This is a genomic window from Geodermatophilus sp. CPCC 205761, assembly GCF_051383655.1.
In the GTDB taxonomy this organism is placed as follows: Bacteria; Actinomycetota; Actinomycetes; order Mycobacteriales; family Geodermatophilaceae; genus Geodermatophilus.
Genome location: NZ_JALPKQ010000011.1, coordinates 101672 through 125022, shown reverse-complemented (window position 1 = coordinate 125022; position 23351 = coordinate 101672). Strand labels below are relative to the sequence as shown.

General features: G+C 73.6%; 24 protein-coding genes and 1 tRNA gene. 3 read left to right on the top strand and 22 right to left on the bottom strand.

From position 1 onward, the window contains the following. Window positions 1-81 precede the first annotated feature (81 nt). The 21 genes from atpD to argS form a co-directional block, all read right to left on the bottom strand. On the bottom strand, window positions 82-1518 hold the full coding sequence (atpD, locus tag MY526_RS09215) for a F0F1 ATP synthase subunit beta (RefSeq protein ID WP_436694430.1): 1437 nt from the start codon (window positions 1516-1518) through the stop codon (window positions 82-84). A 73-nt stretch (window positions 1519-1591) separates the two neighbouring features. Beyond that, window positions 1592-2554 carry a F0F1 ATP synthase subunit gamma gene (locus MY526_RS09210; RefSeq protein WP_436694429.1) on the bottom strand — a complete coding sequence of 321 codons (963 nt, stop codon included), beginning with the start codon at window positions 2552-2554 and terminating at the stop codon, window positions 1592-1594. 2 nt (window positions 2555-2556) lie between these two features. Further along, on the bottom strand, window positions 2557-4194 hold the full coding sequence (gene atpA / locus MY526_RS09205) for a F0F1 ATP synthase subunit alpha (protein ID WP_436694428.1): 1638 nt from the start codon (window positions 4192-4194) through the stop codon (window positions 2557-2559). 73 nt (window positions 4195-4267) lie between these two features. Further along, complete coding sequence (locus tag MY526_RS09200) at window positions 4268-5140, bottom strand: F0F1 ATP synthase subunit delta (protein ID WP_436703750.1); 873 nt, start codon at window positions 5138-5140, stop codon at window positions 4268-4270. Beyond that, a complete protein-coding gene (locus MY526_RS09195; RefSeq protein ID WP_436694426.1) occupies window positions 5140-5718 on the bottom strand; it encodes a F0F1 ATP synthase subunit B in 579 nt (192 codons plus the stop codon). The genes MY526_RS09200 and MY526_RS09195 overlap by 1 nt, the downstream gene beginning before the upstream one ends. A 49-nt stretch (window positions 5719-5767) precedes the next feature. After that, window positions 5768-6001 (bottom strand): ATP synthase F0 subunit C, encoded by a 234-nt coding sequence (gene atpE / locus MY526_RS09190; RefSeq protein WP_163480575.1) that lies wholly within the window; start codon window positions 5999-6001, stop codon window positions 5768-5770. 66 nt (window positions 6002-6067) lie between these two features. Continuing rightward, window positions 6068-6895: a F0F1 ATP synthase subunit A gene (atpB, locus tag MY526_RS09185; RefSeq protein WP_436694425.1), complete on the bottom strand. Its 828-nt coding sequence runs from the start codon at window positions 6893-6895 to the stop codon at window positions 6068-6070. Continuing rightward, on the bottom strand, window positions 6892-7116 hold the full coding sequence (locus MY526_RS09180; RefSeq protein ID WP_436694424.1) for a hypothetical protein: 225 nt from the start codon (window positions 7114-7116) through the stop codon (window positions 6892-6894). The genes atpB and MY526_RS09180 overlap by 4 nt, the downstream gene beginning before the upstream one ends. Window positions 7117-7256: 140 nt before the next feature. Further along, window positions 7257-7709 (bottom strand): hypothetical protein, encoded by a 453-nt coding sequence (locus MY526_RS09175; RefSeq protein WP_436703749.1) that lies wholly within the window; start codon window positions 7707-7709, stop codon window positions 7257-7259. Then, the gene (locus tag MY526_RS09170; RefSeq protein ID WP_436694422.1) at window positions 7706-8977 is read right to left on the bottom strand and encodes a glycosyltransferase family 4 protein; all 1272 of its coding nucleotides are present in this window, start codon (window positions 8975-8977) and stop codon (window positions 7706-7708) included. Before MY526_RS09170 ends, MY526_RS09175 begins: the two co-directional genes overlap by 4 nt. A gap of 169 nt (window positions 8978-9146) precedes the next feature. Further along, entirely contained in the window at window positions 9147-9788 is a 642-nt protein-coding gene (locus tag MY526_RS09165; protein ID WP_436703748.1) for an L-threonylcarbamoyladenylate synthase, read from the bottom strand. Between the two features lie 14 nt (window positions 9789-9802). Then, window positions 9803-10645: a peptide chain release factor N(5)-glutamine methyltransferase gene (gene prmC / locus MY526_RS09160; protein WP_436703762.1), complete on the bottom strand. Its 843-nt coding sequence runs from the start codon at window positions 10643-10645 to the stop codon at window positions 9803-9805. Between the two features lie 14 nt (window positions 10646-10659). Continuing rightward, complete coding sequence (prfA, locus tag MY526_RS09155; protein ID WP_436694420.1) at window positions 10660-11739, bottom strand: peptide chain release factor 1; 1080 nt, start codon at window positions 11737-11739, stop codon at window positions 10660-10662. Window positions 11740-11848: 109 nt separating this feature from the next. After that, the gene (gene rpmE / locus MY526_RS09150; protein WP_436694419.1) at window positions 11849-12073 is read right to left on the bottom strand and encodes a 50S ribosomal protein L31; all 225 of its coding nucleotides are present in this window, start codon (window positions 12071-12073) and stop codon (window positions 11849-11851) included. A 141-nt stretch (window positions 12074-12214) separates the two neighbouring features. Beyond that, window positions 12215-13318: a transcription termination factor Rho gene (rho, locus tag MY526_RS09145; RefSeq protein ID WP_436703747.1), complete on the bottom strand. Its 1104-nt coding sequence runs from the start codon at window positions 13316-13318 to the stop codon at window positions 12215-12217. Then, on the bottom strand, window positions 13276-14295 hold the full coding sequence (locus MY526_RS09140; protein ID WP_436703761.1) for a Rho termination factor N-terminal domain-containing protein: 1020 nt from the start codon (window positions 14293-14295) through the stop codon (window positions 13276-13278). The genes rho and MY526_RS09140 overlap by 43 nt, the downstream gene beginning before the upstream one ends. A gap of 361 nt (window positions 14296-14656) precedes the next feature. After that, entirely contained in the window at window positions 14657-15586 is a 930-nt protein-coding gene (gene thrB / locus MY526_RS09135) for a homoserine kinase (protein ID WP_436703746.1), read from the bottom strand. After that, a complete protein-coding gene (gene thrC / locus MY526_RS09130; RefSeq protein WP_436694416.1) occupies window positions 15583-16668 on the bottom strand; it encodes a threonine synthase in 1086 nt (361 codons plus the stop codon). Before thrC ends, thrB begins: the two co-directional genes overlap by 4 nt. Continuing rightward, window positions 16665-17960, bottom strand: a complete 1296-nt coding sequence (locus MY526_RS09125; RefSeq protein ID WP_436703745.1) for a homoserine dehydrogenase — start codon at window positions 17958-17960, stop codon at window positions 16665-16667. The genes thrC and MY526_RS09125 overlap by 4 nt, the downstream gene beginning before the upstream one ends. Beyond that, the gene (gene lysA / locus MY526_RS09120; RefSeq protein WP_436694414.1) at window positions 17957-19450 is read right to left on the bottom strand and encodes a diaminopimelate decarboxylase; all 1494 of its coding nucleotides are present in this window, start codon (window positions 19448-19450) and stop codon (window positions 17957-17959) included. Before lysA ends, MY526_RS09125 begins: the two co-directional genes overlap by 4 nt. After that, a complete protein-coding gene (gene argS, locus MY526_RS09115; RefSeq protein WP_436703744.1) occupies window positions 19447-21108 on the bottom strand; it encodes an arginine--tRNA ligase in 1662 nt (553 codons plus the stop codon). The genes lysA and argS overlap by 4 nt, the downstream gene beginning before the upstream one ends. Window positions 21109-21317: 209 nt before the next feature. Between argS and MY526_RS09110 the strand changes: the two genes are divergently transcribed. The 3 genes from MY526_RS09110 to MY526_RS09100 all read left to right on the top strand — a co-directional run bounded on the left by MY526_RS09110 (window position 21318) and on the right by MY526_RS09100 (window position 22883). Further along, window positions 21318-22103, top strand: a complete 786-nt coding sequence (locus MY526_RS09110) for a DUF3105 domain-containing protein (RefSeq protein WP_436694412.1) — start codon at window positions 21318-21320, stop codon at window positions 22101-22103. Continuing rightward, a complete protein-coding gene (locus tag MY526_RS09105) occupies window positions 22100-22753 on the top strand; it encodes a DUF305 domain-containing protein (protein ID WP_436694411.1) in 654 nt (217 codons plus the stop codon). The genes MY526_RS09110 and MY526_RS09105 overlap by 4 nt, the downstream gene beginning before the upstream one ends. A gap of 58 nt (window positions 22754-22811) precedes the next feature. Then, window positions 22812-22883: transfer RNA gene (locus tag MY526_RS09100), tRNA-Arg, on the top strand. Between the two features lie 4 nt (window positions 22884-22887). Here the strand turns inward: MY526_RS09100 and MY526_RS09095 are convergent. After that, window positions 22888-23295 carry a RidA family protein gene (locus MY526_RS09095; RefSeq protein ID WP_436694410.1) on the bottom strand — a complete coding sequence of 136 codons (408 nt, stop codon included), beginning with the start codon at window positions 23293-23295 and terminating at the stop codon, window positions 22888-22890. Window positions 23296-23351 lie beyond the last annotated feature (56 nt).

Genomic DNA, 23351 nt, shown 5'->3' with positions numbered 1-23351 from the left:
GGGCCCGGCCGTCATCGCGGCCCCCCTGCAGGGACCCGCCGCGAGCTCGCGAACGGCGGGTCCCTGCAGGGGGGTCCTTCTTCAGCCCTTCTTCAGCTTGTCGGCGTTGCGCTCGAGGTCCTCGAGTCCACCGCACATGAAGAACGCCTGCTCGGGGACGTGGTCGTAGTCGCCGTCGGCGAGCGCCTTGAACGCCTGCAGCGTCTCCGCCAGCGGCACGAAGGAGCCCGGCTGACCGGTGAACGCCTCGGCCACGAACATGTTCTGCGAGAGGAACCGCTCGATGCGCCGGGCCCGGTTGACGGTGACCTTGTCCTCCTCGGAGAGCTCGTCGATGCCGAGGATGGCGATGATGTCCTGCAGCTCCTGGTACCGCTGCAGGATCCGCTGCACCTCGCGGGCCACCGAGTAGTGCTCCTGCCCGACGTACTGCGGGTCGAGGATCCGGCTGGTCGAGTCCAGCGGGTCCACGGCCGGGTAGATGCCCTTCTCCGAGATCGGCCGGGAGAGCACCGTCGTCGCGTCGAGGTGGGCGAAGGTCGTGTGCGGCGCCGGGTCGGTGATGTCGTCGGCCGGCACGTAGATCGCCTGCAGCGAGGTGATCGAGTGGCCGCGGGTCGAGGTGATCCGCTCCTGCAGCTCCCCCATCTCGTCGGCCAGCGTCGGCTGGTAACCCACGGCCGACGGCATGCGGCCGAGCAGCGTGGAGACCTCGGAGCCGGCCTGGGTGAACCGGAAGATGTTGTCGATGAAGAGCAGCACGTCCTGGTTCTGCTCGTCGCGGAAGTACTCCGCCATCGTCAGCGCCGACAGCGCGACCCGCAGGCGGGTACCCGGCGGCTCGTCCATCTGGCCGAACACCAGGGCCGTGGACTCGATGACGCCGGACTCGGTCATCTCCGTGATGAGGTCGTTGCCCTCGCGGGTGCGCTCACCGACGCCGGCGAACACCGACACGCCACCGAACTCCTGGGCGACCCGGCGGATCATCTCCTGGATCAGCACCGTCTTGCCCACGCCGGCACCGCCGAACAGGCCGATCTTCCCGCCGGCCACGTACGGCGTGAGCAGGTCGATGACCTTGATGCCGGTCTCCAGCATCTCGGTGCGGCCCTCGAGCTGGTCGAACCGCGGCGCGTGCCGGTGGATCGTCCACCGCGGGGCGTCCGCGCCGTAGCCGGGCGTGTCCAGGCACTCGCCCAGGGCGTTCCACACGTGCCCGGTGGTGATGTCGCCGACGGGCACGGAGATCGCGGTGCCGGTGTCCCGGACCTCGGCACCGCGGATCAGGCCGTCGGTGGGCTCCATCGAGATGGTGCGGACCACGTTGTCGCCGAGGTGCTGGGCGACCTCGAGGGTCAGCGTCTTGCCCAGGTCGGCGAGGGTGACCTCCACCTTCAGGGCATTGAACAGGTCGGGCATCGCGTCGCGCGGGAACTCGACGTCGACGACCGGCCCGGTGACCCGGACGACGCGGCCGGTCGTCTGGGTGGTCGGACGGTCCTCGGTGACGGTCATCTGTACTGCTCTCCTGCCCTCGGGCTCGCTTGCTTGTCGCGTCTTCGATGGCCCCGCCGGAGCGGGGTGGGGGTCAGTCGTCGGCGCCGGCCGACACGAGCGCGTCGGCACCGCCGACGATCTCGCTGATCTCCTGCGTGATCTCGGCCTGGCGGGCCTGGTTGGCCTGCCTCGAGAGGTTCTTGGCCAGCTCCTCGGCGTTGTCCGACGCCGACTTCATCGCGCGCCGCCGCGACGCCGACTCCGACGCCGCGGACTCGAGCATCGCGGCGAAGATGCGCGTCGTGACGTACTTGGGGAGCAGCGCGTCGAGGAGCGCGTCGGGCGAGGGCTCGAACTCGTAGGAGGTCGGCACCCCGGTGTCGTTGGCGACACCGTGCTCCCGGTCCTCCCGCTCGTAGTCGAACTCCTCGACCTCCTCGACCTCCAGCGGGGCCATCCGCTTGGCGACCGGGACCTGCGCGAGCAGCGAGCGGAACTCGGTGTAGACGATGTGCAGCTCGTCCACGCCCTCGATGCGCTCACCGGCCTCCGCGTCGTCCTCACCGGCGGTGAAGGCGGCGATCAGCTCCTCCCCCACGCGCTGGGCGTCGGGGTAGGTGGGCTGCTCGGAGAAGCCGGTGAAGGTGTCGGCCATCTGGCGGTGACGGAAGGAGTAGTAGGTCTCCCCCTTCCGGCCCACCACATAGAGGACCGGCTCCTTGCCCTCCTGGCGCAGCAGCGAGAGCAGCTCCTCGGTGCGGCGCAGCACGTTGACGTTGTACGACCCGGCGAAGCCGCGGTCGGAGGTGATCACGAGGACCGCCGCACGGCGCGGGTTCTGCCGCTCGGTGAGCAGCGGGTGGTCCAGCGACGCCGAGGACGCCAGCGCCGACAGCACCCGGGTGATCTCCCGGGCGTAGGGCTTGGACGCCTCCACCCGGGCCTGGGCGCGCACGATGCGGGCACCGGCGATCAGCTCCTGCGCCGAGAAGATCTTCTTCGTCGACTTCGTGGAGCGGATCCGGCGCCGCAGCGCGCGGAGGTTGCTGGCCATGCTCAGGCGCTCCGCTTGACCTGGACGCGCTCCTGGCCGCGCTGGGACGCGTCCATGGCCTCGGCATCGGGCTCGTTGAGGTGCAGCGTCTCGCCGTCGGAGGTCTGGAACTGGCGGTAGAACTCCTCCACCGCGGACTCCAGGCTGCCGACGGCGTCGTCGCCGAGCACCCGGCTCTGCCGGATCTCGTCGTAGATGCCGGTGTCGCCGCGGGCGACGAAGTCGAGGAACTCCGCCTCGAACCGGCGGACCTCCGACACCGGCACCCGGTCGAGCTTGCCGGTGGTGCCCAGCCAGAGCGAGACGACCTCCCGCTCCACCGGGAACGGCGAGTACTGGCCCTGCTTGAGCAGCTCGACGAGGCGCTGCCCGCGCTCGAGGGTCGCCCGGCTCGAGGCGTCGAGGTCCGAGGAGAACGAGGCGAAGGCCTCGAGCTCACGGAACTGGGCGAGGTCCAGCCGCAGCCGCCCGGCGACCGACCGCATGGCCTTGATCTGTGCCGAGCCGCCGACGCGCGACACCGAGATGCCGACGTTGATGGCCGGGCGGACACCGGAGTTGAACAGACCGGTCTCGAGGAAGATCTGCCCGTCGGTGATCGAGATGACGTTGGTCGGGATGTACGCCGACACGTCGTTGCCCTTGGTCTCGACCAGCGGCAGGCCGGTCATCGACCCGGCACCGAGGTCGTCGGAGAGCTTCGCGCAGCGCTCCAGCAGGCGGGAGTGGAGGTAGAAGACGTCGCCGGGGTATGCCTCGCGGCCCGGCGGACGGCGCAGCAGCAGCGAGACGGCGCGGTAGGCCTCGGCCTGCTTGGACAGGTCGTCGAAGACGATGAGGACGTGCTTGCCCTCGTACATCCAGTGCTGGCCGATGGCCGAGCCGGTGTAGGGGGCGATGTACTTGAAGCCCGCGGCCTCCGACGCCGGCGCGGCGACGATGGTCGTGTACTCCATCGCGCCGGCCTCCTCGAGGGCGGCGCGGATGGCGGCGATGGTGGAGCCCTTCTGTCCGACCGCGACGTAGATGCAGCGGACCTGCTGCTGCGGGTCGCCGGTGGCCCAGGCTTCCTTCTGGTTGATGATCGTGTCGGTGACGATCGCGGTCTTGCCGGTCTGCCGGTCACCGATGACCAGCTGGCGCTGGCCGCGGCCGATCGGCGTCATCGCGTCGATGGCCTTGATGCCGGTCTGCAGCGGCTCCTTGACCGACTGCCGCTGCACCACGGTGGGGGCCTGCAGCTCGAGGGCACGCCGCCCGGTGGTGGCGATCGGCCCGGCGCCGTCGATCGGGTTGCCCAGCGGGTCGACGACCCGGCCGAGGTAGCCGTCGCCGACCGCGACCGACAGGACCTCGCCGGTGCGGCGGACCTGCTGACCCTCCTCGATGCCGGAGTAGTCGCCGAGGACGACGACACCGACCTCGCGCACGTCCAGGTTCAGCGCCAGTCCGCGGACGCCGCTCTCGAACTCGAGCAGCTCGTTCGTCATGACCGAGGGCAGGCCCTCGACGCGGGCGATGCCGTCGCCGGCCTCGGTGACGATCCCGACCTCTTCCCGGTTGACGTCCGGGGAGAACTCGGTGACGTAGTTCTGGATGGCACTGCGGATCTCGTCAGCGGAGATCGTCAGCTCGGCCATGGGGTCCGTCCTCTTCCCTGCGGGGTCGTGTCTGTCTGCTGGACTGGGGGCTCGGGAGCCGGGCGGGTCGGCCTCAGCCGACCAGACGCCGGCCGGCGTCCTCGAGACGGTGGGCGACGCTGCCGTCGATGACCTCGTCGCCGACGCGGATCACCAGCCCGCCGAGGATCCTCGGGTCCACGCTGACCTGCAGCGCGATCGAGCGTCCGTAGAGGCGGCTGAGCACGTCGGTCAGCCGGCGCTCCTGCGCCGGGGTCAGCGGAACGGCGCTGGTGACGCGGGCGACCGACTGGCCGCGGCGGCCGGAGGCCGCCTCGGACAGCCGCTCGATCACGTTCTCGGCGTTGCCGGTGTGCCGGATCGTGAGGTGCCGGCGCAGCAGCAGCGCGGTGACCGGGCTGACCCGCCGCGCGAGCAGCTGGTCCAGCAGCGCGTTCTTGCCCGTCGCCGGCGCGGCGCGGTCGCCGAGGATGCGCGAGAGCTCCGGGTCCGCGGCGACGATCCGGCCGAACCGGAACAGCTCGTCCTCCACGCCGTCGAGCTCCCCGCGCACGTCCGCGGCGTCGAGCGCGGCGTCGGTGGCGAGGGCCTCGGTCGCCTCGACGAGATCCAGCGGACGCGACCAGCGCTGCCGGGCCACCGTCTCCACGAGGTCGAGGGTCGCCCCGGACACCTTGCCGCCGAGGACCCGGCCGACCAGGGCCGCGCGGTCGGCGGGCTTGCCCGACGGGTCGGACAGCGCGCGACGCAGCGAGACCTGCTGGTCCAGCAGGTGGGCGACGGCGAACAGCTCCTCGGCGAGGCCGAGCAGCTCGTCTCCGGAGACCGCCCGCGGCTGCCCGGTGACGCGGTCCCGCGCCTTCTCGAGCAGCCCCGACGCGGGCCGGGTGAGCTCCGTCAGGCGCTCGCGCGCCTGCGCGAGCGCCTGCCGGCTGGAGGCATCCATCAGCGGTTGCCCTCCGGGGCGTACACCGAGCTGCCGGAGCGGCCGTCGGGCGAGCTGCCGGCCATGCCGTCGAGCTGGTCGAGGAACCGGTCGACGGTCCCGCTGCGCCGGGCCTGGTCCTCGAGGGACTCCCCGACCACACGGCCGGCCAGGTCGACGGCGAGCTGCCCGATGTGGCCACGCAGGTCGTTGACGACCTGCTGGCGGGAGGCCGCCAGCTGCTCCTCGCCCCGGGCCACGATCCGCGCGGACTCCTGCTGGGCCTGGGCCCGCAGCTCCTCGAGGATCTGCTGGCCCTCGGCGCGGGCCTGGTCGCGGATCTGGGCCGCCTCGGTGCGGGCCTCGGCCAGCTGCGCGCGGTACTGCTCGAGCGCGGCCTTGGCCTCGGCCTGCGCCGCCTCGGCCCGCTCCATGCCGCCCTCGATCGCCTCGCGGCGAGCCCGGAAGACCTGCTCGAAGCGCGGCCACACGAACTTGGCCAGCACGAAGAACGCGATGGCGAAGGTGATCGTCCCGATGATGATCTCCCCCAGCGGGGGGAGCAGCGGGTTCGTCGACTCCGCGGCCAGGACACTCATGCTCGTTCCGTCCCTACGTCAGATGGGATGCGAACCGGCAGCGCCGGACTCACTGACCGAAGATGAAGGGCACGACCAGGCCGATGAGCGCCAGCGCCTCGGAGAGGGCGGCACCGAGGAAGGCGTAGGTGCGGGTCAGGCCGGCGGACTCGGGCTGCCGGGCGGTCGCCTGGATGTAGGCGGCCCAGACGATGCCCACACCGATGCCCGGGCCGATCGCGGCGAGACCGTAACCAACCGAGCCGATGCTGCCGGTCAGCTCTGCGAGGACGTCGAGGTCCATGACGAGGTTTTCCTCCTGTGTCGGTCGCCCGGGATGGTCCCGGGCGGCTGGCTGGGGGTGGTGCGGTCAGTGAGCGGGCTCGACGGCGCCGTTGAGGTAGGTCGCCGTGAGCACGGTGAAGACGTAGGCCTGCAGCACGATCACGAGCAGCTCGAAGAACGTCATGAGCAGCGCCATGACGAACGAGGCCACGCCGAAGATGGGGAAGATGCCGCCCGCCGTGAGCAGGTAGACCGCCCCGAGGGAGAAGACCACCAGCAGCATGTGGCCGGCGAACATGTTGGCGAAGAGCCGGACGGCCAGGGTGAACGGCCGGATGACGAAGACCTGGAGCAGCTCGATCGGCGTGACGAGGATCAGCGCGGCGGCCGGCACACCCGGCGGGATCGCGGCGTCCTTGAAGTAGCGCCCGGCGCCCTGCTCGCGGATGCCGATGTAGTTGTAGAGCACCCAGACGATCACGGCCAGGACGAGCGGGAAGGCGAACTTCGACATCGGCGATATCTGCGCGAACGGGACGATGCTCATGAAGTTGTTCGCGAGGATGAAGAAGAACAGCGACGCCAGGAACGGCGCGAAGGGCAGCCCCTTGGGCCCGATCACGTCACGGGCCATGCCGTCGCGGATGAGCGAGTAGCCGCTCTCCCCGATGTACTGCAGCTTGTCCGGCACGATCGACGCCTTGCGGGCGGCCAGCACCAGGAGCACGAGGATCGCGGCGGTGGCGATCCACAGGATGATCGTGATCCGGGTGATCGAGAAGTCGATGCCCAGGACCGAGAACTCGAAGATCGGGGTCGGGTAGAACTCCGCGATCGTCGGAGACTGGAAGCCGCCGTCACCGCCACCCTCGGCGGCGAGCACGTCGGCGAGCGCGAGGGCGCTGGAGGTCACCGTTGTCCCTTCTGCGTCCTGGGCGGGCTGTTGCGCCCGCCCCGGGTGGAGCCGGTGCGCCCGCCCCCCTCGGCCGGGGGCACGGCGCCGTACTTGACGACCACCAGGTAGATGGCCACCGTGAGGCCGAGGAGAACGCCGATCAGGGCGACGAAGTTCGTGCCCCACCAGCGGTCGAGCAGCAGCCCGGCCCCGCCCCACACGATGATCCCGGAGAGCATCGTCCCGGTGATCCCCCAGCCGATGTCGGCCCCGCTGGGCTGACGGTCGGTGGTCGTTGCAGGTCGGGGTCGAGATCCCCCCTGAGGAGAACGTGCCTCGGCCATCGGTCGGGACACTATCAGCCGCGTGTCGGGGCGCTTTACGGCGGCGGGAGGGTTCGCCCGGACGTGGGTGGCGCGGGCGGCTGGACGTAGTAGAGCCGGCGGGTCCAGACCCATCGCTGCTGGACCACGCTCCACAGCAGAGCGCCGGCGATGACCGCCCAGGCGAGCGTGCGGCGGTCGACCCACCCGTCGGCCGGGAGCGCCTGGAGCACCGCGGCGAGGACGAGGATCTTCACCAGGAACGACCCCAGTGCCGCGGGCAGCGTGAAGGCCTCGCCGTGGCGCCCGGCCCAGGCGATGACCAGGCCGGAGACGGCGAAGAAGAAGGTGACCACGACCGCGCCCACGAGGACCGCCAGGGCGTCGTCCCAACCTCCCAGCAGGCCGGCGACGGGCACCGCCACGGCGGTGAGCCCCGCGGTGACCAGCGCTCCCACGCGGAGGAAGGAGAGGTCCCAGGGGACCTCGGTGTGCGGATCGGCGGTCATCGGACTCCCTGTCCCGCCCCTGCCGCCCGGGGGGACGGCTCGGCGGCCGGGTCGGGTGACCGGCCTGGGGTCGTGGTCGACGTGGCGGCGCGCGAGGCGCGCGCGGTGGGGTGGTCGGCCCGGCTGCGCTCGCGCTGGACGACCAGCTCCGCGGCGCGTGCCTCGCGGGCGGCGCGGCGGGCCCGGGGGCTGAGGACGACGATGACGCCGACGACGAGCAGCACGCCGATGGCCACCAGCAGCTCCGCCGTCCCCCCGGTGATGGAGAGCGCGACCGCGCCGAAGGACAGCAGGGCCGCCCAGAAGTACATGACGAGGACCGCGCGGCGGTGCGAGTGGCCGATGGCCAGCAGCCGGTGGTGCAGGTGCATCTTGTCCGGCGAGAACGGCGACCGCCCGCGGCGGGTGCGCCGGATGACGGCCAGCACGAGGTCGATGAACGGGATGGACAGGACCGCGAACGGAACGAGCAGCGGCAGGGCCAGCGGCAGCAGGCTGGCCGCGGAGTCGAACGACTGCGGGTCCACCCGCCCGGTCGCGCTCACCGCGGCCGCGGACAGCATCAGCCCGACCAGCATCGAGCCGGAGTCGCCCATGAAGATCCGCGCCGGGTTGAAGTTGTGCGGCAGGAAGCCCAGGCAGGCCCCCGCGAGGACGGCGGTGATCAGCGCGGGAGCGCTGGCGACCTCGTCGTAGCCGACCAGGCCGAGGTTGTAGCTGTAGGCGAAGAAGGCCAGCGCCGCGACCGCGGAGACCCCCGCCGCCAGGCCGTCGAGGCCGTCGATGAAGTTCAGCGCGTTGACCGTGAGGACGGTCAGCAGGATGGTCAGCGGGACGCCGATGCTCGGCCCCAGCGACAGGGTGCCGATGTCGGCGACCGGCAGGAAGACGAAGGCCAGCTGCACGCCGAGCAGCACCATGACGCCGGCCGCGGCGATCTGGCCGGTGAGCTTGGTCAGCGCGTCCAGGCCCCACTTGTCGTCGAGCACGCCGAGCGCGCAGATCAGGCCCCCGGCCGCGAGGACGGCCGCCGTCTGCGAGTCCTCGAACGTGCGCTGCAGCGCCGGCAGCCGGGTCGCCACCAGGATCGCCGCGGCGACGCCCAGGTACATCGCCACCCCGCCGCCGCGCGGGGTCGGGATGACGTGCACGTCCCGCTCGCGAGGGGCCGCCATCATGCGCAGCCGGACCGCCGCCGCCCGCACCACGGGCGTGGTCAGGAAGGTGACCAGCGCCGCGGTGAGCAGGACGATGACGTACTCGCGCATGGGCTCAGGCCGGGTCGAGGGAGGCCGCGTCCACAGGCGTCCGATCGGTGTCGGGACTCCAGGACGGCGTGCTCATCGCGGCGGGACTCCCGGATTCGACGACGGTCTGTCGCCCCACGGTATCGCTCCGGACGCCCGCCGACCGGCATCGCGCAGGCGCGGCCGCCCCTCAGTCGGTGAGCTCGGGCACGACCTCGCGCAGTTCCTCGAGCGGGACGGCACCGATCCGCAGCACCCGCGGGGTGGGGCTGGTGCAGTCGACGATCGTGCTCGGCCGGGAGTCCTGCCGCGGCCCGCCGTCGAGGACCACGGCCGCCTGCAGGCCCAGCTGGGCGACTGCGGCGTCCGCGGTGGTGGCGGCGGGCCGGCCGGAACGGTTGGCGCTGGAGACGGCGAGCGGGCCGGTGCGGCGCAGCAGGTCGCGCGCGACGGCGTCGTCCGGCAACCGGACGGCGACGGTCCCCTCGGCGTCCCCGAGGTCCCAGGCGAGCGAGGGTGCGTGCTCGAGCACGAGGGTGAGCCCGCCGGGCCAGAACGACTCGGCCAGCCGCAGGGCGACCTCGGGGGTGCGCAGCACCAGCCCGCCCAGCGTGGACGCCTCGCCGATGAGCACGGGGACCGGCATCGTCCGGCCGCGGTTCTTCGCCGCCAGCAGCGACATGACCGCCTCGGGGCTGAAGGCGTCGGCGGCGACCCCGTAGACGGTGTCGGTGGGCAGCAGGACCAGCCGGCCGTCGCGGATCGCCGCCGCGGCGGCGTCGAGTCCGGCGGCGCGGGCGTCGGGGTCGGAGCAGTCGTAGACGTCGGCCACGAGGCGGGAGTCTGTCATCCCCCCGCGCGGCGGGCCGTGGTGAACCGGGGCCGGCCGGCCAGGTCGGGGTGGTCGGCGACGCCGGTGAAGCCCCCGTGCCCGCGCACCAGCGCCGGCAGCGCGCTCCCCTGCTGGTCGGCGTGCTCGACGCCGAGGTGCCCGCCAGGGCGGAGCAGCCGCGCCGCCGTGCGCAGCAGCCCGCGGACGACGTCGAGCCCGTCGGGGCCGCCCCACAGCGCCAGCGGCGGGTCGTGGTCGGCGACCTCGCGCGGCACCCGGGCGCCGTCGGGCACGTAGGGCGGGTTGGAGACCACCAGGTCGACGGCGCCGTCGAGGCCGGCCAGCAGCCGGGGGTCGGTCATGTCCCCGGCGAGGACCTCGACCGGGGTGTCCCCGGCCTGCCGGCGGGCGGCGGCGTTGTGGCGGGTCCACTCGACGGCGCCGGGATCGCGCTCGACGGCGGTCACCCGGGCGCCCGGGTGCTCGTGCGCGAGCGACAGCGCGATGGCCCCCGACCCGGCCCCGAGGTCGACGACGACCGGCTCGGGCAGCCCGGCGAGGCGGGCCAGCGCCCACTCGACGAGCAGTTCGGTCTCCGGGCGCGGGACGAAGACGCCGGGACCGACGGCCAGCTCCAGATGGCGGAACGGAGCGCGGCCGGTGAGGTGCTGCAGCGGCACCCGGCCGGCTCGCTGGTCCAGGAGGTCGGCGAACCGGGTCGCCGCGTCGCCGGGCACCCGGTCGAGGGTCAGCAGCCGGGTGCGGGGCACGCCGAGGACGTGGGCGAGCAGCAGCTCGGCGTCCACCCGCGGGGACTCGACGCCGGCCTCGGCCAGCCGCCGGGCGGCGTCGGTCAGCAGCGCGCGGGCGCTCAGGAGCCGGCCGCCAGCAGCTCGGCGCTGTGCGCGCGGGTCAGCGCGTCGATGACCGGGTCGAGCTCGCCGTCGAGCACGGCGTCGAGGTTGTGCGCCTTGAAGCCCACCCGGTGGTCGGAGATCCGGTTCTCCGGGAAGTTGTACGTGCGCACCCGCTCGCTGCGGTCGACGGTGCGGACCTGGCTGCGCCGCTGGTCGCTGGCCACGGCGGCGGCCTCCTCGCGGGCGGCGGCCAGCAGCCGGGAGCGCAGGATCCGCAACGCGGACTCGCGGTTCTGCAGCTGGCTCTTCTCGTTCTGGCAGCTGACCACGATGCCGGTGGGCAGGTGGGTGATCCGTACGGCGGAGTCGGTCGTGTTGACGCTCTGACCGCCGGGGCCGGACGACCGGAAGACGTCGATGCGCAGGTCGTTCGGGTCGACGGTGACGTCGACCTCCTCGGCCTCCGGCAGGACGAGCACGCCGGCGGCAGAGGTGTGGATGCGCCCCTGGCTCTCGGTGACCGGCACCCGCTGGACCCGGTGCACCCCGCCCTCGAACTTCAGCCGCGACCAGATGCCCTCGTCGGTGCGCGACTTGATCGCCACCGCGACGTCCTTGTACCCGCCCAGGTCGGCGTCGACGGCGTCGATGACCTCGGCCGACCAGCCGCGCCGCTCGGCGTAGCGCAGGTACATGCGCAGCAGGTCGCCGGCGAACAGGGCCGACTCCGCCCCGCCCTCCCCCGCCTTGATCTCGAGGATGACGTCCTTGTCGTCGTCGGGGTCCTTGGGGAGGAGCAGCTCGCGCAACCGGTCCTCGAGCTCGGCGACCCGCTCCTCCAGGCCGGGCACCTCGTCGAGGAAGGAGGAGTCCTCGGTGGCGAGCTCGCGGGCGGCGGCGAGGTCGTCCCGGGCGGCGTCCAGGACCCGCGCGGTCTCCACGAGCGGGGCCAGCTGCGCGTAGCGGCGGCCGAGCCGGCGGGCCCGGGCGGCGTCGGTGTGCACGGCGGGGTCGGCGAGCTCGGTCTCGAGGGCGGCGTGCTCGGCGAGCAGACCGGACAGGCGGTCGGGTGCGGCCTCGGTGGAGCTGCTCAACAGGGGTCACTCCGGGAGGTGGCGGTTTCCGCGGAAACCGACGGGGGTGGGGCTGGACACGACGACGGCGCCCGCCCCACACGAGGTGGGACGGGCGCCGTCGGGGGTGCTACTTGCCTGCGGTCGCGCCGCGCTTGCCGAAGCGCTTCTCGAAGCGGGCGACGCGGCCGCCGGTGTCCAGGATCCGCTGCTTGCCCGTGTAGAAGGGGTGGCAGGCGGAGCACGTCTCGACGGTCAGCTGACCGCCGGGCGCGGTGCTGCGGGTGGTGAAGGTGTTCCCGCAGCCACAGGTCACCGTGGTGGTGTGGTACTCGGGGTGGATTCCGGGCTTCATATCGCCTCTTCTGCAGTCTGTGCCGAACTGGTCAGTCGAACGCCGGCGGCCGGCCGGTCATTCCGGCCGCGCAGCGGGGCTCGGTCGGCCAGTATCCCTGATCCGCGAGCCCCGCCGGAGGGCGGGCACGTGGCCCCGTCGTCAGTCGTTGCCGGGGCCGAGCGTCGTCTTCTGGATCTGCATGAGGAACTCGATGTTGTTCCGCGTCTTCCGGAGCTTGTCCAGCAGCAGCTCGAGGGCCTGCTGGGGCTCCAGGGCGGCGAGCACCCGGCGCAGCTTGATGACGATGGCCAGCTCGTCGGGCGACATGAGGATCTCCTCCTTGCGCGTGCCCGACGCGTTGACGTCCACGGCCGGGAAGACCCGCTTGTCCGCCAGCCGGCGGTCGAGCTTGATCTCCGCGTTACCGGTGCCCTTGAACTCCTCGAAGATGACCGTGTCCATCGTCGAGCCGGTCTCGACCAGCGCCGAGGCGATGATCGTCAGGGAGCCGCCGTTCTCGATGTTGCGGGCCGCACCCAGGAAGCGCTTGGGCGGGTACAGCGCCGTGGAGTCGACACCGCCGGAGAGGATGCGCCCGCTGGCGGGGGCCGCCAGGTTGTAGGCACGGCCCAGGCGCGTGATGGAGTCCAGCAGGACGACGACGTCGTGGCCCATCTCGACCAGGCGCTTGGCCCGCTCGATCGACAGCTCCGCGACCGTGGTGTGGTCCGACGGCGGCCGGTCGAAGGTCGAGGCGATGACCTCGCCCTTCACCGAGCGCTGCATGTCGGTGACCTCCTCGGGCCGCTCGTCGACGAGGACGACCATGAGGTGGCACTCGGGGTTGTTCGTCGTGATCGCGTTGGCGATCGACTGCAGCACCATCGTCTTGCCGGCCTTGGGCGGGCTGACGATCAGCGCGCGCTGCCCCTTGCCGATCGGCATGACCAGGTCGATGACCCGGGTGGTCAGCTGGTGCGGCTCGGTCTCCAGCCGCAGGCGCTCCTGCGGGTAGAGCGGGGTCAGCTTGGTGAACTCCGGACGCTGCCGCGCCTGCTCGGGGTCCAGGCCGTTGACGGTGTCGAGCCGGACCAGGGCGTTGTACTTGTCCTTGCGCTCGCCCTCGCGCGGCTGCCGGACGGCGCCGGTGATGGCGTCACCGCGGCGCAGGCCGTAGCGGCGCACCTGCGACAGCGAGACGTAGACGTCGTTCGGCCCGGTCAGGTACCCGGAGGTGCGGACGAACGCGTAGTTGTCCAGCACGTCGAGGATGCCCGCGACCGGCAGCAGGACGTCGTCCTCGCTGACCGTGGGCTCGTTCGGCTCGAAGCGCTCGCGCCCGTTGGGGCGGCGGTTGCGGTCCCGGTACCGGCGCCCGCGGCGGCCGCGGCCGCCCTCGAAGTCGTCGTCGTCCTCGTCGGGACGGTCGTTGCCCCGGTCGTTCCGGTCGTTCCGGTTGTCGCGGGTGTCGGTGCGGTTGTCCGGCCGGCCGCCGCGCTCGGGGCCGCGGTCGTTGCGGTCCTGGCCACGGTTGCCGTCGCGGTCGGGGCGGTTGCCGTCCCGGTCGGCGCGGTTGCCGCGCTCGGCCCGGTCGCCACCGTCGCGGGTGGGGCGCTCACCGCCGTCGCGGGTGGGGCGCTCGCCGCCGTCGCGCTCCGGGCGGCTGCCGCGCTCGGCGCGGTCACCGCCGTCGCGGTCGGTGCGGCTGCCGTCACGCTCGCCGCGGGTGCGGCCGGTGCGCTCGCCACGGTCACGGCTGCGCTGCGGGCGGTCACCCTCGGCGCGGTCGCCGTCGGTGCGCTCGCCCTCGGTCCTCTCGGGAGCCGGGGCCGGAGCCGCGACCTGCGCGGACTCGGCGGCGGGCGCCTCGAGGCGCGGCTCGGGGGTGGCCGGGGCCGCCGGAGTGACCTCGCCGGCCGGCGCGGTGCTCTCGACCGCCGGCGGCGCCGCGGCGCGGCCTCGGTCGCACCGGTGGCGGGCGCCGTCACCGGGCCGCTGTTCGCGCCGCCGCTGACCGGGGCCTCGAGCGGCTCGGCCGTGGCGGCGACACCGCGGGCGGTGTCGGCACCGCGGGCGGCCGGGATCCCGGCGGTCGGAGCGACATCGGCGGGCGCGTCGCTGGCGCCATCTCCGCCCACCTGGCGGGCGGAGATGGCGGCGACCAGGTCGCCCTTGCGCATCCGGCCGGTGCCGGAGATGCCGAGCTCGGCCGCCAGGCGCTGCAACTCGGGCAGCAGCATGCCGGACAGCCCGCTGCCGCGGCGACGGGTACGGCCCGTCGTCCCAGAAGCGGCAGGTGCCTCGTCGTTCTCAGCGCCCTGCGGCGCGGTGACGAGGTCGGTGGTCTCGCTCACGTACAGGTCCTTCCCTGCGGAGACCTGCGCCTATAAGCGCAGGGGGTGACCCGGTTCCTCCCCGCCCGGCCTGTGTGAGGACAGGGGAGAGAACGGGATCGAGTGGGTGCGAGGCGGAATCTGCGGCGACGGAATCTCTTCGGTCTGCAACGCCCCGCGCGAGGCTCGCCCGAGAGGGCGGCTACGTCGTGAGCCTAAACCGCGCTCACGACCACGACAACACTGGTGGGTACCGGTGTGTTCCCCGTTACCGAGACGATACCTGAACTGCGCCGTTCACGACGCAGGCGCCGCCCGCGTCGACGTCCAGCGGACGCACCTTCCACCCCGCAGGGGTGAGATCGGCCACCTCGCGCAGCGCGGGCAGCTCCTCCCCCGTCGTCCGCCGGGCGAGCACCAGCACGCTCGGCCCAGCGCCGGAGACCACGGCGGCGTGGCCGGCGGCCCGCAGCCGGTCGAGGAGGGCCAGGGTGTCGGGCATGGCCGCGGCGCGCTGCCGCTGGTGCAGCCGGTCCTCGGTGGCGTCGAGCAGCAGCGCCGGCTCGGCGGTCAGCGCGTGCACGAGCAGCGCCGCGCGGGCGGCGTTGAAGGCGGCATCGGCGTGCGGGACCAGCTCCGGCAACAGGCTGCGGGCCACGTGGGTCGACAGCGTCGCCTCGGGCACCAGCACGATCGGCGCGATGGAGGGGTCGACCGGCAGCCGGTCGGCGACCGGGCCGCGGTCGGTCGTCCACGACAGCGTCGCCCCGCCGTACAGGCACGGCGCGACGTTGTCGGGGTGCCCCTCCAGTTCGGTCACCAGGCGCAGGACGGCACTGCGGTCGATCTCGGCGACGTCGGGGCACAGTGCCCAGGCGCCGACGACCCCGGCGACCACGGCCGCGGCCGAGGACCCCATCCCCCGCCCCTGCGGGATGCCGTTCTCCGCGACGACGCGCAGGCCGGACGGCGTCCAGCCCAGCTCGGCGCAGGCCGCGCGGAAGGCGCGCACCACCAGGTGGGACTCGCCCGTGGGCAGCTGGCCGGCCCCGACGCCGGAGACCTCGACGCTCAGGCCCGCGGTCGTGACGGCGAACTCGAGGACGTCGTGGCAAGCCAGGGCCAGGCCGGCGCAGTCGAACGCGGGGCCGAGGTTCGCGCTGGTCGCGGGCACCCGCACCCGCGCGATGCCGGTCACAGCCCGAGCTTCGCGGCGGCCACGCCGGCGTCGACGGGGACGGTCACCGGGGCCGGCGCGCCGGAGATCGCCCACTCCGGGTCCTTGAGGCCGTTGCCGGTCACCGTGCACACCACCCGCTGCCCGGGCTCCAGGCCGCCGGCCTCGGCCACCTGCAGCAGCCCCGCGACCGAGGCGGCCGACGCCGGCTCGACGAAGACCGCCTCGCTGCGGGCCAGCAGGCGGTAGGCGGCCAGGATCGCCCGGTCGGTGACCGCGTCGATCAGCCCCCCGGACTCGTCGCGGGCGGCCAGCGCCTTGGTCCAGGACGCCGGGTTGCCGATGCGGATGGCCGTGGCGATGGTCTGCGGGTGCTCGACGACCTGACCGCTGACGATCGGGGCCGCGCCCGCGGCCTGGAAGCCCCACATCCGCGGCGTGCGTGACGCGGTGCCGTCCGCGGCGTACTCGCGGTAGCCCTGCCAGTACGCGGTGATGTTGCCGGCGTTGCCGACCGGCAGGCAGTGGATGTCGGGGGCGTCGCCGAGCACGTCGACGATCTCGAAGGAGGCGGTCTTCTGCCCCTCGATGCGGAACTGGTTGACGCTGTTGACCAGGCTGACCGGGTAGTCGATCGCCAGCTTGCTGGCCAGCGCCAGGCAGTCGTCGAAGTTGCCGTCGACCTGCAGCAGCTTCGCGCCGTGGACCAGCGCCTGGGCCAGCTTGCCGAGCGCGATCTTCCCCTGCGGCACGAGGACGGCGCAGACCAGGCCGGCGCGGGCGGCGTACGCGGCCGCGCTGGCGCTGGTGTTGCCGGTCGAGGCGCAGATGACCGCCTGCGAGCCCTCCTCGACGGCCTTGGTGATGGCCAACGTCATCCCGCGGTCCTTGAACGACCCGGTCGGGTTGGCGCCCTCGACCTTGAGGTAGACCTCGCAGCCGGTGCGGCGGGACAGCTCGCGGGCGGGCACCAGCGGGGTGGCGCCCTCCTGCAGCGTGATCACCGGCGTGCTCTCGCTGACCGGCAGCCGCGAGCGGTAGGCCTCGATCAGGCCGGGCCAGTACGGCGAGACGGCACCCCGCACAGGCAGGTCGGTCGTCATGAGAGTCCTTCCACACGCATGGTGCTGGTGACGGCGCGGACGGCCGGCATCTCCCGCAGCGCGGCCACCGTCGCCGAGAGCGCGGCGTCCGGGGCGCTGTGGGTCACGATCACCAGCGTGGCGGCCTCGCCGTGCCCGTCCTGGCGCACCGTCGCGATGCTGACGCCGTGCCGCGCGAACTCCTGCGCCACGGTCGCCAGCACGCCGGGCTTGTCCGCGACGTCCAGGCTGACGTGGTAGCGGGTGGGCGTCTCGTCGATCGACCGGACCGGCAGCCCCGCGTAGGTGGTGACCCCGGGGCCCGCCACGCCGGTCACCCGGTTGCGGGCGACGGCGACCAGGTCGCCGAGGACGGCGCTGGCGGTCGGCTCCCCGCCGGCGCCCTGGCCGTAGAACATCAGCTGGCCGGCCGCCTCCGCCTCGACGAACACGGCGTTGAACGCCCCGCCGACGGCGGCCAGCGGGTGCGTCGTCGGGATCATCGCCGGGTGCACGCGGACGGCGACGGAGTCCCCGCCCTCGCCCGGGACCCGCTCGCAGATGGCCAGCAGCTTCACCGTGCAGCCGATCTCCGCCGCCCGGGCCACGTCGGTCGCGGTGACCGCGGAGATGCCCTCGCGGTGGACGTCGGCCGCGGTGACCTCGGTGTGGAAGGCCAGCGAGGCGAGGATGGCGGCCTTGGCGGCGGCGTCGAAGCCGTCGACGTCGGCGGTCGGGTCGGCCTCGGCGTAGCCGAGCTCGGTGGCCTCGGCCAGGGCCTCGGTGAACCCGTGCCCGGTCTCGGCCATGCGGGACAGGATGTAGTTGGTCGTCCCGTTGACGATGCCGACCACCCGGCGCAGCTGGTCGCCGGCCAGCGACTCGCGCAGCGGGCGCAGCAGCGGGATGGCCCCGGCGACCGCGGCCTCGTAGTACAGGTCCACCCCGGCCTTGGCGGCCGCCCGGTGCAGCGCGGTGCCGTCGTCGGCCAGCAGCGCCTTGTTCGCGCTGACCACCGACTTGCCCGCCTCGACGGCGGCCATGAGCAGCGCGCGGGCCGGCTCGATCCCGCCGATCACCTCGACGACGAGGTCGACGTCCGGCCGGGTCACCAGGGCCGCGGCGTCCGTGGTGAGCAGCTCGGCGGGGACGTCGGGGTGCCGGTCGGGACGGCGGACGGCGACCCCGGCGACCTCGACCGGCCGGCCGATGCGCGCGGCGAGGTCGCCGGCCTGCTCCTCGAGCAGCCGCAGCACGGCGCTGCCGACGGTGCCGCAGCCGAGCAGGGCGACCTTCAGTGGGGCGGTGTTCACGAGCGGGCTCCGGCGGGGTGCTCGGGTGCGGGCTGGTCGATCGCCGGCGAGGGTGCGGGCACGTCGGCGAGGACGGCGTCGAGGGCGAACACGTCCGCCAGTGTCTGCCGACGGACGATCTCCGTGGCGACGCCGTCCCGCACGGCGACCACCGGCGGCTTGAGCAGGTAGTTGTAGTTGCTCGCCATCGACCAGCAGTAGGCGCCGGTCGCGGCGACGGCGAGCAGGTCACCGGGCTGGACGTCGGCGGGCAGCCAGAGGTCGCGGACCAGGACGTCGCCGCTCTCGCAGTGCTTGCCCACCACGCGGCACAGCGCGGGCGGGGCGTCGGAGACGCGGTTGGCCAGCACGCAGGTGTAGGCGGCGTCGTAGAGGGCGGTGCGGATGTTGTCGCTCATCCCGCCGTCGACCGACACGTAGTTGCGCACGAGCGGGGTGCCGGGCGCTCCGCTGGCACCGAGCCGGACCGGCTTGATCGTGCCGATCTCGTAGAGCGTGACGGTGCCCGGACCGGCGACGGCCCGGCCGGGCTCGACGGCCAGCCGCGGCACCGGCAGCCCGGCCATCGCGCACTCGGCCTCGACCACGGCGACCAGCCGCCGGGCGACGTCGGCCGGGCTGACCGGGTCGTCGTCGGCGAGGTAGGCGATGCCGAACCCGCCGCCGAGGTTGAGCTCCTCGAGCACCTGGCCGGTGGCCTGCGAGACCTGGCCCATCAGCCCGACCACGCGGTGGGCGGCGGCCTCGAAGCCGGCCGTGTCGAAGATCTGCGAGCCGATGTGGCTGTGCAGGCCGGTCAGCCGCAGCGCCGGCTCGCGGATCACCCGCACCGCGGCGGTCAGCGCGTCGCCGGTGGCCAGCGAGAAGCCGAACTTCTGGTCCTCGTGGGCCGTGGCGATGAACTCGTGGGTGTGCGCCTCGATGCCGACCGTCGCGCGGATGAGCACCGGCACGGGGCTGCCGCCCGCGGCGACCCGCGCCGCGGCCAGGGGCAGCAGCCGCTCGATCTCGTCGAAGGAGTCGAGGACGACGTGCCCGATGCCGGCGTCGACGGCCAGCCGCAGCTCGACCAGCGACTTGTTGTTGCCGTGCAGCGAGATGCGCTCGGCCGGGAAGCCGGCGGCCAGCGCGAGGGCCAGCTCGTTGCCGGAGCAGGCGTCCAGGTGCAGGCCGTCGTCGGCGATCCAGCGGGCCACCTGCCCGCACAGGAACGCCTTGGACGCGTAGTGCACGTCGGCGCCGTCGAACGCGGCGGCGAAGTCGGCGGCGCGGCCGCGGAAGTCGGCCTCGTCGAGCACGAACAGCGGCGTCCCGTGGGCGCGGGCCAGCTCGGTGACCGGCCGGCCTCCGAGGTGCAGCTCCCCGCCGACCCGCGTCGCAGTCCGCGGCCAGACGTGCGGGACGAGCGCGCCGAGGTCGGCCGGGGGCGCGCCGGCCGCCGTCGGCGGGGCGATCGTGCCGTGCAGCGGCCCGGCCGGGTGCGCCCTCACATCCGCTCCGGGGCGCTGACGCCGAGGACGCCGAGGCCGTTGCGCAGCACGACGGCGGTGGCCGCGCACAGCCACAGCCGGGCGGTGGTCAGCGCGGTCGGCTCCTCGTCGCCGCGCGGCAGCACCCGGCAGTTGTCGTAGAACCGGTGGTAGGTGCCGGCCAGCTCCTCCAGGTAGCGGGCCACCCGGTGCGGGGCGCGCAGCTCGGCTGCCGCGGACACCACCCGCGGGAACTCGCCGATCGCCCGCAGCAGGTCGTTCTCCCGGTCGTGGGTCAGCTGCGCCGCGTCGACGTCGCCGGGTCCGCCGAGGGCGAGACCGAGGTCGGCGCCGTTGCGCAGCACCGAGGAGATCCGGGCGTGCGCGTACTGCACGTAGAAGACCGGGTTGTCGTTGGTCCGCCGGCTCCACAGGTCGACGTCGATGTCGATCTGCTGGTCGACCGAGGCGCGTGCCAGCGCGTAGCGGGCGGCGTCGACGCCGATCGCGTCGACCAGGTCCGACAGCAGCACGATCGTGCCGGCGCGCTTGCTCATCCGCACCGGCTCGCCGCCCTGCAGCAGGTTGACCAGCTGGCCGATGAGGATCTCGAGGTGCTCGTCGGGGTCATCACCGGCCGCGGCGACCAGCGCCTTGTACCGGCCGACGTAGCCGGAGTGGTCGGCGCCCAGCATGATCACGACCCGGTCGAAACCGCGGCCGCGCTTGTCCAGGTAGTAGGCGCAGTCCGAGGCGAAGTAGGTCGTCTCGCCGTCGGCCTTGACCAGGACGCGGTCCTTGTCGTCGCCGAAGTCCGTCGTCCGCAGCCAGACCGCACCGCCGGCCTCGTAGACGTGGCCCTGCTCGCGCAGCCGGGCCAGCGCCTTCTCCACCGCGCCCGAGTCGTACAGCGACTTCTCGCTGAACCAGACGTCGAAGGCGGCGCCGAAGTCCTCCATCGACCGGCGGATCTCCTCGAGCATCAGCGCGACGCCGCGGTCCCGGAAGACGGCCAGCTGCTCGGCGTCGTCCCGGCCGGTCACGTCGGGCTCGAGCGCGACGACCTGCGAGGCGATGTCGGCGATGTAGGTGCCCCCGTAGCCGTCCTCCGGCACCGGCCGGCCGTTCGCGGCGGCCGCCAGGCTCCGGGCGAAGCGGTCGATCTGCGCGCCGGCGTCGTTGATGTAGTACTCGCGGGTCACCTCGGCGCCGCTGGCCTCCAGCAGCCGGCCGATCGCGTCGCCGACCGCCGCCCACCGGCTGCCGCCGATGTGCACGGGGCCGGTCGGGTTGGCCGAGACGAACTCCAGGTTCAGCCGCTGGCCGGCGAGGGCGCCGGTGCGGCCGTACGCCTCGCCCGCGGTCACCGCCTCGACCGCGATCCGGCCGAGCGCGCCCTCGGCGAGGGTGATGTTGAGGAAGCCGGGGCCGGCGATGTCGACCGCGGCGATCCCCGCGTGGGCCCGCAGCTCGGCGGCCAACACCTCGGCGACCGCGCGCGGCGGCCGGCCGGCGGGCTTGGCCAGCCGGAGGGCGACGTTGGTGGCGTAGTCGCCGTGCTCGGGGTTCTTGGGACGCTCGACGAGGACGTCCGCGGGCACGTCGACGGGCAGCTCGCCGCGGTCGACGGCGGCGGCCACGGCGGTCCGGACGACGTCGCGCAACTGCTCCGGTGTCACCGCGTGATCGTACGCAGCGCGGTGCGCATGCCCGGTCCCCCGCCCCCGACGCGGCACGCCGCTGCCAGGGCCCTGCCAGGCAGCCGCCCTAGACTGGCCCCCCGGGGAGGGCAGCGGGCCCGTCCCCGGACCAGCGCGTGCGTGGGCTCCCGGGCCCCCACCAGGCGCGGCGCGGTCCCGCGAGCATCTGGTGCACGAGGAGACAGTCCGTGGCCAAGGACGGTAAGCCCCAGGACGGCCGCGCGCGCGGCGGGTCCGGCAAGCCGGGCGGCCGACCGGCCGCCGGCACCAAGGGGCGCACCCGCCCGCCGGTGACCAACGTCGTCAGCCAGCAGCGCCCCTGGGGCCTCATCGCCGGAGCGGTCGCCGTGGTGGTGTTCGCCGCCGCCGTCATCACCTACGCGGTGGTGCAGGTGAACCAGGCGGAGGAGGGCCGGATCGACTCGGTCGACGAGATCGCCGGGGTCGCGACCTTCGAGTACGCCGCGGGCCAGGAGCACGTGACCACCCCCGTCCAGTACGAGCAGTCGCCGCCGGTGGGGGGGCCGCACGACGGCGAGTGGGCCGACTGCACCGGCACCGTCTACGACGTCGACATCCGGCACGAGAACGCCGTCCACAGCCTCGAGCACGGCGCCGTCTGGATCACCTACGACCCGGACGCGCTCTCCGAGGACGAGATCGCCACGCTGGCCGAGCTGGCCGACGAGTCCGGCCGGATGCTGTCCCCCTACGCGGGCCAGGACTCCCCCGTCAGCATCCAGTCCTGGAACCACCAGCTGAAGGTGGACTCCGTCGAGGACGTGCGGCTGACGCAGTTCGCCGACTTCCTGACCTACAACCAGGAGTTCTTCCCGGAGCCCGGGGCCAGCTGCGAGAACCCGCAGTTCATCAGCGCCCCGCTCACCGTCGACGACGTCAGCCGCGGCAGCGCGTCGATGACGACCGACGCCCCGACCACGCCGGAGGCCGGGGCCGAGACCGGCGCCCCGTGACCCCCGCCGGGGGCCCCGGACGCGGGCTGCGGACGGCCCTGCTCGCGGTCATCGCCGTCGGGCTGGTGCTGCTCGGCGGCGGCCTCGCCGTGGCCCTCGGCATCGGCCGGGGCGACCCGGTGCCCGGCGCCGACTCGGTGGACGCCGGGTTCGCCCGGGACATGTCGCGCCACCACCTGCAGGGCGTGGAGATGGCCAACCTCGCCCTCGACCTCAGCGCCGACCCCGAGGTGCGCCGGCTGGCCTTCGACATCTCCGCGACCCAGACGAACCAGACCGGCCGGATGCAGGGCTGGCTGTCGTTGTGGGGGCTGCCCCCGACCGGCGGCGAGACGATGGCCTGGATGGCTCCCGCGACCGGGCACACCGGCCACGGGACGGCCGGCGAGCTCATGCCCGGGATGGCGACCGACGAGGAGCTGGCCCAGCTGCGCTCTCTGACCGGCACGGAGTTCGACGTCCAGTTCCTGCGGCTGATGATCCGGCACCACCAGGGCGGCCGGGAGATGGCCGAGTACGCCGCCGAGCACGCCACCCAACCTGCGGTGGCGACGCTGGCGGGCACGATCGCCGAGACGCAGGCCGCCGAGGTGACGACGATGGAGCGGATGCTGACCGCCCGCGGAGGAACGCCCCTGCCCGCGCCGTGACGGCCGCCGTCAGGGCTGCCGCGCGGGGCTGGTAGGTTTCTCCCTGCCCCACCGCAGAGCCCCCGTAGCTCAGGGGATAGAGCACCGCCCTCCGGAGGCGGGTGCGCAGGTTCGAATCCTGCCGGGGGCACCCTTCAGTCCAGCACCGCGATGGCCTCCACCTCGATCAGCAGGTCCGGCTCGGCCAGCGCCGCCACCCCGACGAGCGTCGTGGGCCGCCGCGGGTCGACGCCCAGCCGCTGCGCGGCCCGCCCGGCGCCGGCGCCGAGGTCGGCCATCTTCTCCGGCGACCAGTCGACGACGTAGATCGTCAGCTTGGCGACGTCGGAGTACTCCGCCCCCACCCCGCGCAGCGCGGTGACGACGTTGATCAGCGCCTGCTCGGTCTGCGCCGCGAGGTCACCGGCACCCACCGGGCGCCCGTCGGCGTCCCGGGCCACCTGACCGGACAGGTAGACGGTGCGCGTGCCGGTGGCGACGCCCACCTGCGCGTACTGCTCGGACCTCGGCAGACCTTCGGGATCGACGATGTCGACGGGCACGGGGGTCTCCTCGCGGTGGTCGGGTGGAGCGGGTGCGAGGAGGACAGCACGGGCCA